This is a genomic window from Algicella marina (assembly GCF_009931615.1).
GTDB classification, from domain to species: Bacteria; Pseudomonadota; Alphaproteobacteria; order Rhodobacterales; family Rhodobacteraceae; genus Algicella; species Algicella marina.
This window is the reverse complement of the sequence record NZ_CP046620.1, coordinates 2,113,509-2,127,894: the sequence shown is the minus strand read 5'-3', so window position 1 is coordinate 2,127,894 and position 14,386 is coordinate 2,113,509. Positions and strand designations below refer to the sequence as shown.

The 14,386-nt window shown below is 60.6% G+C and carries 13 protein-coding genes; 8 read left to right on the top strand and 5 right to left on the bottom strand.

All coding sequences use genetic code 11. The annotated features are described in order from the left end of the window. Positions 1–83 precede the first annotated feature (83 nt). From typA to hisN, 3 genes are all read left to right on the top strand, one after another. Positions 84–1,904, top strand: a complete 1,821-nt coding sequence (gene typA / locus GO499_RS10550) for a translational GTPase TypA (protein WP_161862148.1) — start codon at positions 84–86, stop codon at positions 1,902–1,904. Positions 1,905–2,120: 216 nt separating this feature from the next. Beyond that, on the top strand, positions 2,121–2,498 hold the full coding sequence (locus GO499_RS10545) for a helix-turn-helix domain-containing protein (protein WP_161862147.1): 378 nt from the start codon (positions 2,121–2,123) through the stop codon (positions 2,496–2,498). Positions 2,499–2,577: 79 nt separating this feature from the next. After that, positions 2,578–3,390, top strand: coding sequence for a histidinol-phosphatase (hisN, locus tag GO499_RS10540; protein WP_284154685.1), 813 nt, complete (start codon positions 2,578–2,580; stop codon positions 3,388–3,390). A 9-nt stretch (positions 3,391–3,399) separates the two neighbouring features. On the opposite strand, the gene GO499_RS10535 is transcribed toward hisN, so the two are convergent. Further along, entirely contained in the window at positions 3,400–4,245 is an 846-nt protein-coding gene (locus GO499_RS10535; protein ID WP_161862146.1) for an alpha/beta fold hydrolase, read from the bottom strand. A 95-nt stretch (positions 4,246–4,340) separates the two neighbouring features. Continuing rightward, on the bottom strand, positions 4,341–4,631 hold the full coding sequence (locus GO499_RS10530) for an SCP2 sterol-binding domain-containing protein (protein WP_161862145.1): 291 nt from the start codon (positions 4,629–4,631) through the stop codon (positions 4,341–4,343). Positions 4,632–4,714: 83 nt separating this feature from the next. Between GO499_RS10530 and GO499_RS10525 the strand changes: the two genes are divergently transcribed. The 5 genes from GO499_RS10525 to GO499_RS10505 all read left to right on the top strand — a co-directional run bounded on the left by GO499_RS10525 (position 4,715) and on the right by GO499_RS10505 (position 9,783). Then, positions 4,715–5,296: a tetratricopeptide repeat protein gene (locus GO499_RS10525; protein ID WP_161862144.1), complete on the top strand. Its 582-nt coding sequence runs from the start codon at positions 4,715–4,717 to the stop codon at positions 5,294–5,296. A gap of 18 nt (positions 5,297–5,314) precedes the next feature. Then, a complete protein-coding gene (locus GO499_RS10520; protein ID WP_161862143.1) occupies positions 5,315–8,185 on the top strand; it encodes a helicase-related protein in 2,871 nt (956 codons plus the stop codon). Then, on the top strand, positions 8,182–8,559 hold the full coding sequence (locus GO499_RS10515) for an RNA-binding S4 domain-containing protein (RefSeq protein ID WP_161862142.1): 378 nt from the start codon (positions 8,182–8,184) through the stop codon (positions 8,557–8,559). Before GO499_RS10520 ends, GO499_RS10515 begins: the two co-directional genes overlap by 4 nt. A 69-nt stretch (positions 8,560–8,628) precedes the next feature. Continuing rightward, positions 8,629–8,967, top strand: coding sequence for a ferredoxin FdxA (gene fdxA, locus GO499_RS10510; RefSeq protein ID WP_161862141.1), 339 nt, complete (start codon positions 8,629–8,631; stop codon positions 8,965–8,967). 300 nt (positions 8,968–9,267) lie between these two features. Beyond that, complete coding sequence (locus tag GO499_RS10505) at positions 9,268–9,783, top strand: CarD family transcriptional regulator (RefSeq protein WP_161862140.1); 516 nt, start codon at positions 9,268–9,270, stop codon at positions 9,781–9,783. 727 nt (positions 9,784–10,510) lie between these two features. Here GO499_RS10505 and GO499_RS10500 read toward each other — a convergent pair. From GO499_RS10500 to GO499_RS10490, 3 genes are read right to left on the bottom strand one after another with little or no spacing between them, the layout of a single operon-like run. Beyond that, on the bottom strand, positions 10,511–12,700 hold the full coding sequence (locus tag GO499_RS10500; RefSeq protein ID WP_161862139.1) for a xanthine dehydrogenase family protein molybdopterin-binding subunit: 2,190 nt from the start codon (positions 12,698–12,700) through the stop codon (positions 10,511–10,513). After that, positions 12,697–13,668 carry an FAD binding domain-containing protein gene (locus GO499_RS10495; RefSeq protein ID WP_161862138.1) on the bottom strand — a complete coding sequence of 324 codons (972 nt, stop codon included), beginning with the start codon at positions 13,666–13,668 and terminating at the stop codon, positions 12,697–12,699. Before GO499_RS10495 ends, GO499_RS10500 begins: the two co-directional genes overlap by 4 nt. After that, positions 13,665–14,189, bottom strand: coding sequence for a 2Fe-2S iron-sulfur cluster-binding protein (locus tag GO499_RS10490; RefSeq protein ID WP_161862137.1), 525 nt, complete (start codon positions 14,187–14,189; stop codon positions 13,665–13,667). The genes GO499_RS10495 and GO499_RS10490 overlap by 4 nt, the downstream gene beginning before the upstream one ends. Positions 14,190–14,386 lie beyond the last annotated feature (197 nt).

The following is a 14,386-nucleotide window of genomic DNA, read 5'->3' as shown; positions in this document are numbered from 1 at the left end:
CGTCAATCCCGCTTATTGCAGGCGCGAACAGGGTCCCGACAACGGTCGGGGCCCTTAATGTTTGTGGCAAAGGAACGCCCCCCATGCAACTGCGGAACATCGCGATCATCGCACACGTCGACCACGGCAAGACAACCCTTGTCGACGAACTGCTGAAGCAGTCCGGCATCTACCGGGAAAACCAGGCCACCGTCGAACGGGCCATGGATTCGAACGATCTGGAGCGGGAACGCGGGATCACCATTCTTGCCAAGGCCACGTCAGTGGAGTGGCGCGGCACGCGGATCAACATCGTCGACACGCCGGGCCACGCCGATTTCGGCGGAGAGGTGGAACGTATCCTTTCTATGGTGGACGGTGTCGTGCTTCTGGTCGATGCTGCCGAAGGCCCGATGCCACAGACCAAGTTCGTCACCTCGAAAGCGCTGGCTCTCGGCCTGCGTCCGATCGTCGTGCTGAACAAGGTGGACAAGCACGATGCGGAGCCGGACCGGGCGCTGGACGAAGTCTTCGACCTGTTCGCCGGTCTGGACGCGGATGAGCATCAGCTGGATTTCCCCGTTCTGTACGCGTCCGGCCGCAGCGGCTGGGCGGACGAGGAACTGGACGGCCCACGCAAGAACCTCGATGCGCTGTTCGACCTTGTTATCCGTCATGTGCCCGAACCCCGGCAGGTCACGGCGAAAGACGAACCTTTTTCGATGCTGGCGACGACACTCGGCGGTGACGCATTCCTTGGCCGCATTCTCACGGGCCGGGTTGAGAGTGGCACCCTGAAAACCGGCCAGTCGATCAAGGCCCTGTCCCGCGACGGCAAGGAAATCGAGCGTTTCCGCGCGACCAAGATTCTCGCTTTTCGTGGTCTTTCGCAGCAGCCCATTGACGTCGCCGAAGCCGGTGACATCGTTTCCATTGCCGGCATGGCCAAGGCTACCGTGGCCGATACGCTCTGCGACACGGCCGTCAGCGAGGCGATTCCGGCGCAGCCCATCGACCCGCCCACGATCACCGTTACCTTTGGCATCAACACCAGCCCGCTGGCCGGCCGTGACGGCAGCAAGGTGCAGTCACGTGTCATCCGGGACCGGCTTCTGAAGGAAGCTGAATCGAACGTGGCTATCAAGGTCAGTGAAACGCCGGGCGGCGAGGCGTTTGAAGTCGCCGGTCGCGGCGAACTTCAGATGGGTGTGCTGATCGAGAATATGCGGCGCGAAGGGTTCGAACTTTCCGTTTCCCGCCCGCAGGTGATTTTCCGCGAAATCGACGGTGTCCAGCACGAGCCGATCGAGGAGGTAACGATCGACGTCGATGAGGAATACTCCGGTGTCGTTGTCGAAAAACTGGCGACCCGCAAGGGCGATCTCGCAGAAATGCGCACTGGCGCCGGCGGCAAGACCCGTATCGTCGCGCACGTCCCGTCGCGCGGACTGATCGGCTACCACGGCGAGTTCCTGACGGATACGCGGGGCACCGGTGTGCTCAACCGCGTCTTCCACGAATGGGCACCGTTCAAGGGCAACATTCCTGGCCGTCGGGCCGGGGTGTTGATCTCGATGGAGAATGGCAATGCTGTCGCGTATGCGATCTTCAACCTGGAGGATCGGGGCCACTTCTTCGTGACCACGGGCGAGCAGGTCTATCAGGGCATGATCCTCGGCGAACATTCCCGGGAAAACGATCTTGAGGTCAATCCACTCAAGGGCAAGAAGCTTACCAACGTTCGCGCTTCCGGCACCGATGAGGCTGTTCGACTGACCCCGCCGCGCAAGCTGAGTCTCGAGGAAGCCATCGCCTATATCGATACGGATGAACTGGTGGAGGTGACGCCGAACCACATCCGCCTTCGCAAACGCCACCTGGATCCGCATGAGCGCAAACGGGTTGCAAAGCAACTGGCGAGCTGAAACGGCCCGCCAATCTGATCAAATGGTTCTCTAATGCGCAAAGTTTAACCGACTTGCCTCAAAGTTGTATTAAAATTCTTCCAAACGTATTATGCTAGTTGTGTGGTCTTTTGGATGTTGCGTCCGGGCTATAGTAAATGAGAGTTCCATCGCCGTATCCGGTTGAAGGGTAGGTGATGGTTTGTAAATGGTGTGTGCCTGAAGGAGATATGGGTAATGAAACATCCTGTTGATGTGCATGTGGGCAAGAGGATCCGCCACCGTAGGTGGATGCTTGGAATGACCCAACAGCAGCTGGGTGAAGCGGTTGGAATCAAGTTCCAGCAGATTCAGAAATACGAGACCGGTATGAACCGTGTCAGCGCCTCCCGGCTTTGGGATATTGGGCAGGTGCTGGATGTGCGAATTGCCTTTTTCTTCGAAGGGCTTGCAAGCGAATACGATCAGGACAGTGCGCGTGACAACGTGGATCAGGCCGGTGATTTGCTTGCGGACCGTGAGGCCCTCGAACTTGTCCGTTCCTACTACGCCATTCCGGAAGAACAGCGGCGCAAATTGTTCGACCTTGCGCGGGTGCTGAGCGACGTCGCCTGAAGATCGCGCACTCGGCCAGTCTGATTGACGGCCCGGCGCGCCTGTGCCAGTTCCTTTGCAAACAAGGGAGATGGCAACGATGACACGCGAAGATTTCATGGGCGACGGTGAGGAACTTCTCGCCGTCGCCTTTGCTTTGGCCGATGCCGCCGCCCAAATTACGCTGCCCCAGTTCCGCGCGCCGTCGCTTATGGTAGAGAACAAGGCAGACGGCGGAAACTTTGATCCCGTCACCCAGGCCGATAAGGCTGCCGAACTCGCGATGCGTGCCGTTCTCGCCGCGCGCAGGCCGGACGATGGCATTCTTGGCGAGGAGGGGGAAAACGTAGCAGGGTCAAGTGGTTACACTTGGGTTCTTGACCCGATAGATGGCACCCGCGCATTCCTTTCCGGCGTCCCGAGTTGGGGCACGCTGATTGCTGTCAACCATGGCGCCGCCCCAATTCTCGGCATGATCGATCAGCCATTTACGGCGGAACGCTTCTGGGGTGACGCGAACGGCGCACAATATCAGCGGGGCAGGGGGCGGCCTCAACCCATACGTGTGCGCAATGTTGAATGTCTGAAGGATGCGGTGCTGTTCTCGACCTTTCCCGAAATCGGCACTCCGGCGGACCGAACTGCCTTCGAAGCCGTGTCAGCAGCCGTTCGTCTGACCCGCTACGGCATTGATTGCTACGCCTATGCTCTGCTGGCGATGGGTCAGATCGACCTTGTGATCGAGGCCGGACTTCACCCCTATGACATTCAGGGGCCGATGGCCGTCGTCACCGGGGCCGGAGGAATCGTGACAAACTGGGATGGCGGCCCGGCAGAGGCGGGCGGAAGGATCATTGCAGCCGCCAATCGGCGGATTTACGCCGATGCACTGGAACTGCTGAATTCTGTCTGATCCCGCCGCTCAGTCGTCCAGCCAGGGAGCGAGGAACGCCCGCGTCTTCTCCCAGACGGGAGCCTGGATTTCCGGCCGCTCCATCCAGATCTCGTGCTCGGCACCGGGGCAGATCACGAGTTCGCTGTTTGCATCACGTGTCGCCAGTTTCCGGATCATCGAAGGCGAAACGATCCGCTCTTTGTCACCGAGGAACGTCAGGCTCGGCACCGTGGGCGGCGGCAGGCTCTCCAATTCGGCCATTTCCCGGAAGGCCGAATGCAGCCAGCGGAAACTCGCGCCGCCAAGGCAGAGTTCAGGGGCGAGCTTCGCGTGATCCTGCAACCGCCGGAACGTAGGTTCATCGCTAGTAAGGACATTGTCCCTGAAATCCACGGTCGAGACATAGGTGTGGTTGCCGGAGCCTGGCGCGAAGGACCGTCCGAGGCCGAGCGATGGCCCGAGAGAGATCAACGCCTTCGATGCCGCTTCCAGTGGCACTTGAATGCCGTACATGGGGGCGGAAAAGACGGCGGCCTTCACATCCAACCCGTCGATCAGGGCCCGCAGCGCGATGCACCCGCCCATCGAGTGGCAGAAGACGAACCGTGGATCAGGCAGCGCCTTGACCGGATCGGCCTCCAGAACGGTGAGCAAATCGTCCTGGTACTCCGCGAAATTTTCCACGAAACCGATAGACTTGCCGCTGATTGGCCGGTCCGAAAGCCCTTGGCCACGCCAGTCGATCACGACGGCATTCAGTCCCCAGCCGGTCAGGCGGGAAACGACGGGGCCATATTTTTCGATGTATTCGGTCCGACCGGGAAACAGCAGCACCGTCCCCTTCGCGCCGCCGTTCCAGATGGCGATGCGCAAGCGGGTTCCGTCAGCGGTCTTCAGCCAATGAGCTTTGCCGCCGCCTGGCACACCCGCCAATTGGTTCAGCAGGGGCGCCGTATCTTGCTGAATATTCAGGAAAGAATAGCCCCGAGTTTCATGGCCATACCCATGTCGCCGTCTATTGCGAGCTTGCCGGACATGAAGGCACTGGTCGGATTGACTTCGCCATCCAGAATACCCTGAAAAGTTTCCGCATCGGCTGTCATCGTCACATCCGCGTCGGAGTCATCGGCGCGGGCACCAGTCTCGTCGATCCGCACCGAGCCTTCATCCTCGATTACGAATTTTGCCGAACCTTCGAATTCGTTGCCGGCGAGCTTTTCGTTCAGGGCGGTCACGGCGGCCGAAATCACATCACTCATGTTCAGTCCTTTTCAACTTGGATGGACAATATTTTGCATTTCCACCTCTCGATTTCGGTGGGTTCGGTGTTATCATATAAAGCATGAAGGCAATTAATGAAGCCATCCGGATTTTTGCCGTTGCGTCACTTGCCCTGTTTTCGGGCCAGTCCGCGAATGCGCAATCCATTTCAGAGAGGGAGGACCGGCAGGCGGAGGCCGCTGAACTGCTGGAGGAACTTGCCCGCGAAGATCTGCCGACGTGGCAGTCAGTGGAAAACAAGCTCCACCGCAACTGGTCGCGATCAGGGTCCGCTACCGCGGACATGCTGCTCGAACGAGCCCGCGAACTGATCGAGCAGGAGAAATATCAGGTCGCTCTCGAACACCTCACCGCCCTCACGGATCATGCCCCCGAATTCGCCGAGGGCTGGCATCTTCGTGCTACGGTGTTCTTCAATCTGGAAGAGTACGCGCTTGCGGTCTCCGACATCTTCACGGCGCTGTCGCTCAACCCTCACCATTACGAGGCCCTGATCGGTCTCGGCATCATTCAGGAAGAAATGGGCAATACGGATCGTGCCTTGCTGGCCTTCGAGAAGGCGCAGGAAATCAATCCGCATCGCGACCAGATCAACCAGGCTATCGAAAGGCTTCGGCTGAATCTCGGTCGTTCGACCCTCTGAAGGAAAGCCCAGCAGCGCATGTCCATCCACGATGCCCGCATTTCCGCGGTGCTTGGGCCGACGAATACCGGCAAGACACACTACGCGATCGAAAGGATGCTCGGCCACCGAACCGGTGTCATCGGTCTGCCGCTGCGCCTTCTGGCGCGGGAGGTCTATGATCGGATCGTTGCCCTTCGCGGTCCCTCCGTCGTCGCGTTGGTAACCGGCGAGGAACGCATCGTACCGCCACGCGCCACCTACTGGGTCTGCACGGTGGAGGCGATGCCGGTCGACATCGGCGCTGACTTCCTCGCCATCGACGAGATCCAGCTCTGCGCCGACCCGGAACGCGGCCATGTCTTTACAGACAGGTTGCTGAACGCCCGCGGCTTGCAGACGACGATGTTCCTCGGTGCGGAAACTATGCGCAGCCGGATCGCCAGCCTCGTACCGCAGGCCGCATTCATCCGCCGCGAGAGGTTCTCGAGTCTCACCTACTCCGGCAGCCGAAAACTGTCTCGCATCCCGGCCCGCTCTGCCGTCGTCGGCTTCTCGGTGGAGAACATCTACGCAATCGCCGAATTGCTGCGGCGGCAGAAGGGTGGGGCGGCGGTCGTCATGGGCGCTCTCAGCCCGCGCACCCGCAATGCACAGGTCGAACTCTACCAGAATGGCGACGTCGATTTTCTCGTCGCCACCGATGCGATTGGCATGGGCCTCAACCTGGATGTCCGCCACGTGGCCTTCTCCGGCACGTCGAAATTCGATGGCCGTCGTCACCGGCATTTGCAGGCCAACGAGTTGTCGCAGATCGCCGGCCGCGCCGGACGGTATACGACAGATGGCACCTTCGGAGTAACGGGTGAGGCGGCACCCCTCGACGAACCGGTAATCGACGCTATCGAGAACCACCGCTTCGCGCCCATCCGCAAGCTGCAATGGCGCAATTCGGCGCTCGACTTCGGCACACCCGAAAAGCTCATCGCCAGCCTGGAGGCACCGAGCCCCCACGAGGAACTGATCCGAGCCCGTGAAGCCGACGACCTTGCCACGCTGAAGGCGCTCTGGTCCGTGCCGACAATGCGCGACAGGATTGCCGGCGGTCCGGATGTCCGGCTGCTGTGGGATGTCTGCCAGATTCCCGATTTTCGCAACATCGCCGCCAACGAACACGCAACTCTCTGTCAGCGAATCTTCGAATTCCTGCACGAGGGCGCCGGCATCCCGGATGACTGGCTGGCCAAGCAGGTGGCAAGGATCGACAAGACCACCGGCGACATCGACGCGATATCCCGCAGACTGGCTTTTGTCCGGACCTGGACGTACGTTGCTCAGCGCAAAGATTGGGTCAGCGATACAAACCATTGGCGCGAAGAGACGCGTGCTGTAGAAGACCGCCTGTCAGATGCACTCCATGCGTGTCTGACACAGAGATTTGTCGATCGGCGCACATCGGTACTGATGCGCCGGTTGAAGCAGAAGGAGAGCCTCGTGGCTGACGTGAACGATCAGGGTGAAGTCCACATCGAAGAACAATTCGTGGGCCGCTTGGAAGGCTTCCGGTTCCAGTTGGACCCGACGGCCAACGCCGATGAGGCAAAGACCTTGCGGGCCGCCGGACTCGCGGCGCTGCAACCGGCCTTCTCCCTGCGCTCGGACAAGTTCTATAATGCTCCGGACACGGAGATCGACCTCACGGAACAAGGTGGCCTGATGTGGGGCGAGTACGCCGTCGGCAAACTCGTCGCCGGTGCCGATGCACTCTCACCGCAGGTCCAGCCATTCGTGGATGAGGAAGCCGGCACAGAGGTGGCGGAACGGGTCCGGCGCAGGTTGCAGCACTGGATCGACCGCAAGATCGCCGCGCTCTTCGAGCCGCTGATTGCGTTGCGCGATGACGAGACGCTGTCGGGCATGGCCCGCGGTATCGCTTTCCGGCTGGTTGAGACGATGGGCGTGCTGTCGCGCTCGGAAGTGGCCGACGATGTAAAGAATCTCGAACAGGAACAACGCGCGCTCCTGCGCAAGCACGGTGTCCGTTTCGGCCAGTTCACGCTTTTCCAGCCGCTTCTTCTGAAACCCGCACCGACGCGTCTGCGCCTCGTCCTTTGGGGGCTGTTTGCCGGCTTGGACGATTTTCCCTCGGCACCGCCGCCAGGTCTGGTGACGGTTCCGGCCTTGCCGGACGCTCCTGCTGGTTACTACGGCCATGCCGGCTATCGCCTCGCCGGTGCTCGCGCGATCCGCATCGATATGCTGGAGCGGTTGGCGGACATGATCCGCTCGATGGATACACGCCAGGGTTTCGAAGCTACTGCCGATATGCTGTCGATTACCGGTCTGACACTCGAACAGTTTGCCGACCTGATGACCGGCATGGGCTATTCCGCAGAGAAGAGCGAACGCGAGAAACAGCGGCCGACCCCGGAACCAAAGGCCGCAGAAGCGGAGACACCGGCCGAGGAACCAACGCCGGGCGACGCATCGCAACCAGAGACTAGCGAAGCGGCAGCGGCGACGGAAGAATCCCTTAACGGAGCGACGGAAAACGGTGCAACGCCGGCAGAGGCGGATGAGCCTGCGAAGGACGCCACTGCCGAACCCGCAGCGCAGGAAACTGTGCCTGCAGAAGCAGAGTCAGCAACGGCCGAGGTGCCTGCGTCGGAAGGCGATCAGGCACCGGAAATGGAAACCTTCTTCACCTTCCGCTGGGCCCCGAGGCGTCGTCCCGCTGGTGGCGGCGCGAAGAAGCAGGGCAGACCGCCCCGGCAGGATCGGCAGAAAAGCAAGGGCAAGGATGGCGGAAAGCCCCAGAAACAGCGCTCCGCCAAACCGAAACCAAAGGATCAGCCGATCGACCCCGATAATCCTTTCGCGGCGCTGATGGCCCTCAAGGAACGAAAGTGACGGACGAGCCGGCGTCGCTCCGCATCGACAAGTGGCTCTGGCATGCACGGTTTTACAAGACGCGCACACTTGCCGCGAAGGTGGTCTCCTCCGGCAACGTTCGTCTGAATGCTGCCCGTATCTCCAAACCGTCCACGCAGGTCCGGCCGGGCGACGTCCTGACGTTTTCCTGGAACGATACTGTCCTCGTGGTGGAGGTGAAGGCCCTCGGCACCCGCCGTGGACCGGCAGTTGAAGCCCAGGCGCTTTATGAAAAGCGCGAGACTGTCGACAAGCGCCGGCGCACTCCCGGCGGCCCGGCGTTCGAGGGCGGTGGCCGACCGACGAAGAAGGACCGCCGGGCCCTCGATCAAAATCGGGACGGGCCCTCTTGAATTCCCCCTGCTTGTCAGGCAATCAGAGCCCGACCTGACAACTGACTGCATTTCCTTGGGATCGAAACGATGACATATGTCGTGACGGACAATTGCATCAACTGCAAATACACCGACTGCGTGGAGGTGTGCCCCGTAGACTGCTTCTACGAAGGCGAGAACATGTTGGTCATTCATCCCGACGAGTGCATCGACTGTGGCGTCTGTGAGCCGGAATGCCCGGCGGATGCCATCCGTCCAGACACGGAGCCGGATATGGAGAACTGGGTTGATTTCAACCGCAAGTATTCGGAAATGTGGCCGGTTCTGGTAACGAAACTCGACCCGATGCCGGATGCGGAAAAGCACGACGGTGAAAAGGGCAAGCTGGAAGCCTATTTCTCCGAAAAGCCGGGCGAGGGCGGCTGAGGCGAATCGTCGGTGGTTTTTCGGCACCGGGTTGACGGATAATTGTAATTTGTAATGAATTATTCGTAAAAACTGCAACGAATCCCGCCTGCAGAAAGAAATTTTTGCAGTGCATCCTTTATTTTTGCCCAAAAACTTGCTATGTAGAAGGTCCGCTGGCGAGACGCCGGATCTGAAAATGAACCTGGTGACCCCCGACCGCCACCAAACGCAACCGCGAATGTCTTTCAGCCGCTTCGGCGGATTCAGCGGTGCGCAATAATCCGATTCATGAGAATCGTTACGATCACAGGAGCGCTGATGAGCAAGTCCAAGAAAACCGCAGAGTTTCGCCCCAATGATTTTGTGGTGTATCCGGCGCATGGCGTGGGCCAGATCGTGTCCATCGAGCAGCAGGACGTCGCCGGCATCACGCTGGAGATGTTCGTGATCACGTTCGACAAGGACAAGATGACGCTCCGGGTTCCGACGGCTAAGGCGTCCTCTGTCGGTATGCGCTCGCTCTCGTCGCCAGACATTGTCGGCAAGGCGATGGACACCCTCAAGGGCCGTGCCCGCGTGAAACGCGCCATGTGGTCCCGTCGCGCGCAGGAATACGAACAGAAGATCAATTCAGGCGACCTCATTTCCATCGCCGAGGTTGTGCGCGACCTGCACCGCAACGACGACCAGCGCGAACAGTCCTATTCGGAGCGTCAGCTCTACGAAGCCGCACTTGAACGCCTGACCCGCGAAGTCGCGGCCGTCGACGGGGTCGAGGAATTCAAGGCGCAGGAGCGTGTAGGCGAAGTGCTCGGAAGCCGCAACGCCGCCTGATCATCTGCCAAATTCAATGCAAGGCACTGCCCGAAACGGCGGTGCCTTTCTTGTTAAGGAGTGAGCGCACGCGCTGAGTGCGCTTCAAATCCGGCGATCGGCCCAGCCCGGCGCCCATGATCTCGGCGATGCCGCCGGCTCGGCGTCGGAAGAAATCGTCACCCGCGCCCGATCTTGCGTTCTCCGCCAGTGCGACAATGGTTGGTGCCGTGAGGCGGCTTTGTGCATTCCTCGTAAATTCCACGCGCGAAGGTCAGCAGAGTGCTCGTCCAACGAGAAAGCTCAAACCTGATTTACGGACAAAAGTTCCTGAGCTGTCGCCGACAAGCTGTTCAGGGCACTGGTCTGCGAAAAAGGCCTTGCGGACAAGAATATCCATTTTGTTCTGGCAGCCCTGTGGGGCACGAAAAATAATGCCGCGCTGTGCCACCGACCTACGATCGCCGAAATTTCTCGAAGCGCGCGCGCCAGTACCCGAATCCAAACTCGGGAAAACGCCAAACGCACTGCCAGAAGGGCGGGGCCAGATGGCATCCCCCGCAATGAAGCAATAGAGGTACTGGCCGCCGCTGGTGAAAGGGCTGGCAGGCGTGCGTCAACGAGGCACATGATGCGTGGTTCACGCCCATAATCTACCTGTGACCCTCCGACGAGTTTCAAAGACTATCCACCACGCCGCTCAGGGCAGTTTTGCGCACTGCTCGTCGGTATCTGCGATCCTCCACCGCTATTCAGGCAACGCGGCAAGGACTCGATCTGGTGTCGCGGGAAGGTCTCTGATCCGTGCGCCGCTGGCGTTATGGATGGCGTTCAGAATCGATGCCCCGGCACCGCAGATGCCCAACTCCCCGATCCCCTTGGCCTGCATCGGGCCGGCCCAGTCATCCCGCTCTTCGACAAAATGAACCTCAAGCGGCGGTACGTCCGCATTGACCGGCAAGTGATAGCCCGCAAGGTCGCGGTTCACCATGTGCCCGTCTCTGCGATCATGGGTCAATTCCTCGGTCAGGGCCATGCCTATGCCCCAGATCATGCCGCCGTGACATTGCGAGCGCGCGGTGCGTGGGTTCAGTATGCGTCCGGCGGCAAAGCATCCCAGCATGCGTCGCACTCGGACCTCGCCTGTTACATCGCTGACAGCTACTTCTGCGAAATGGGCACCAAAGGTGGCCTGTCGAACCTTTTCGGCCGCATCGCCAGGCTGCACGTGACCGTGCCCGCATAACGGCTCGTTCGACAAGATCTCCGCGACCGCGACGCGCTGATTGGAAAAGGTTGCGATGCCGTCCTGTAGCGACAGGTCACGTTCCGCGCAGCCCAGACGGTCCGCCAATTGCTGGCGGATTTCCATTCCGGCCAGCCACACCGCCGTCCCCGTCGAGGCGGCACCGAACGACCCACCCGACCCGGAGCCTGGCGGAAACGCCGTGTCACCCAAGCGCACCTGAACCTTGTCCATCGGCAGCCCCAGCAGTTCCGAAGCAATTTGAGAGAAAATTGCGTAACTGCCGGTGCCAATATCGGTCATGTCGGATTCGACGGTCGCGCCGTCCTTTGTCAGCCGGATATCGGCCTCGGCTTCAATCACCATGTTCACGCGGAATGCCGCCGCCATCCCGGTACCAATCCACCATTCGCCCTCGCGCTGCTGCCGTGGCGCGTCATGCCGCCGCGACCAACCGAAGGCTGCCGCCCCCTCTCGCAGGGTTTGTTCCAGCCGGTGCGAGGAAAAGGGTTTGCCGCTTTCAGGATCCTTGTCTGGAATATTGCGAAGGCGCAATTCGACTGGATCCGTCCCGGTGGCGTCAGCAAGTTCGTCCATCGCGACTTCGAACGCCGTGACGCCCACGGCCTCACCGGGTGCGCGCACGGAACCTGCGGCGGGCCGGTTGATCCGCGCGATTTTTACACCAAGCGTCCGGTTGGTAGCTGCGTAGGCGAAATGGCTGCCCTGAACGACCGGCTCGGCGAACGCCTCGGCAGGCAGGTTGGAGACGAGCGCTTCGTGGCCCAACCCGGTCAGGCGCCCGGCGGCGTCGGCGGCCAGCCGGATGTGCTGCCGCGTCTCGGACCGTCGCGTATTCACTTCGAACACCTGTCGACGGTGCTGCACCACGCGAACGGGGCGTTCCAATTCCATGGCCGCCAGCGCCGCCGCGACGCAATCGGCCGAAATGCCCAGCTTGGAACCAAACCCTCCACCCACGTATGGTGCAAGCACGCGGACGTTTTCCGGGTCGAGCCCGACACTATCGGCCAGTTCGTTTCGGTTGAACTTCAGCATCTGCAGCGATCCGCGCAGCGTCAGAGTCCTACCGTCCCACTCCGCCGTGGCTGCATGCGGCTCCATCGCGGCAGAAATCATCGAAGGGGTGGTGTAGATCTGGTCAATGGCGAAAGCCGCCTGCGACATGGCTTGCTCAAGATCCCCTATGGAGCTTTTTTTGTCGTCCGGTTCCTCAGGTTCTACCGAGCCGGGGTCAACCGGAGCTTTCTCATCCTCGATATCGACTTGCAGGGACTGGGCCGCATGCCGCGCCTGTTCAAAGCTCTCCGCCACGACAAGCGCGATGGGCTGGCCAACATATTCGGCCCCATCGACCCCTTGCACGGGGGCCTCGTTTGCCATCCCCTGAGCCGCATTCCTGATCATACGCTTATCGCGCAAGACCGTGCGAACGCCCGGCATCGCGCGGATGTCATCAAGGTTTCCGAAACTGACGCCGCCGATCTTCGGTGCGCGGACAAGAAAACCGTGCAACAGGCCATCAATCGCTTCTTCGGCAGCATATGTCGCCGTGCCCTTGACCTTGAGCCAGCCATCAGGTCGGTCATTTTCCCGGCCCAGGACGCCCTGCACAAGGTCGTCGGCGCGGTTGTCGTGGTCGGGTCCGTCGATTTTCAGATCAAGGGTCATTGCGTCATCTCCCTCAGCGTTGCGGACAACAGGCGTTTGGTGAGCGTCTCTTTGAACTCGAGTCCCTCATGCACTGCTGCGTCTTTCATGAGAGTCTCGCCAGCCTTCTTGAAGAGCGCTTCAGACGGAGCCTCACCCATCAATAGCGCTTCGACATCGGTGTTGCGCCACGGGCGAGTGCCGATGCCGCCGAAAGCCAATGCGACGTTGCCGATGCGGCCATTCTCCATCCCCACCACCGCTGCGATGGAGACAAGAGCGAAGGCGTAGGAAGCCCGATCTCGAACCTTGCGATACATCTGCCGACCGTCAACGGGTGCGGGCAGGATAACCCCGGTGATCAGGTCGCCGGGATCGAGCGTAGTTTCCAGGTCCGGGCGTTCTCCGGGCAGCCGGTATAGTTCGTCCAGCGTGACGGTGCGCATGTCCCCGTCGTAGCCCTCGACTTCGACCGCCGCATCCAGAGCGCGCATCGCGACGGCCATGTCTGATGGATGCAGCGCCACGCAATGCTCGGAAGTTCCCAAAATCGCATGATTTCGCATCTCGCCCCCAAAAGCAGAACAGCCCGCTCCGGGCGTGCGCTTGTTGCACACGGCATCGGTGTCATAAAAATAGGGGCACCGCGTCCGCTGGAGGAGGTTTCCACCCGTCGTCGCCTTGTTGCGCAGTTGCCCGGAGGCCCCCGCCAGCAAAGCGCGTGAGAGGAGAGGATAGTCCTGGCGCACCCGCATATCGGCAGCAAGGTCTGAGTTGGTCACCATCGCCCCGATATGCAGGCCGTCGTCCTTGGTGGTGATACGGTCAAGCCCTAGCCGCGTGACATCGACAAGCGTGTCCGGGGCCATGATCTCGAGCTTCATCAGGTCGATAAGGTTGGTTCCGCCCGCAATAAAGATTGCGCCGTCACGGGCAGCTTGACGAGCGGAAGTCGGGTCGGCAGGGCGCTGATAGTCGAAAGGTTTCATTCCGCAGCCTCCGCATGGCTGAATTCTTCTTCAGCGGCTTCCTGAATGGCTGCGTTGATGCCGGGATAACACGAGCAGCGACAAATATTCCCGCTCATCCGTTCCGACAGTTCTTCGTGGGTCAGGAGGTAGGGCCCGTTGAGATCATCACTTACATAGCTTGGCCAACCGTCGGCGATCTCATCCATCACAGCGGTACCCGAACATAGCTGCCCTGGGGTGCAATAGCCGCACTGCATACCGTCGTGCCGCACGAAGGCGGCCTGAAGCGGTGAACGCCCGTCCTGAGACAATCCTTCGACTGTCGTGATATCGTCGCCGTCGTGCATGACAGCAAGGCTGAGACAGGCGTTGATCCGCCGCCCTCCAACGAGAACGGTGCAGGCACCGCACTGGCCGTGGTCGCATCCCTTTTTGCTTCCCGTCAGGTTCAGGTGATCGCGTAAGGCGTCAAGCAGCGTGGTTCGGGGATCAAGATCGAGTGTCTCGGGCGATCCGTTTATGGTCATCGAGGTTTTCATGCGGCGCTCCGTCTACAGTTCAGTGACCTAACAACTGACAGAGACGGGTGTTCCCCCCGCTCATGAACTCTTCAGGCTATTCCCCGGCAGTACGGACCAGATCCAGCTCGGAATCGCTGCATTGCCGGTTCACCTCACTTCTCTGGGTTGGTGCCTATGGAATGTTCTGCGCGGAAACTCGGCACCGGCAGAGATCG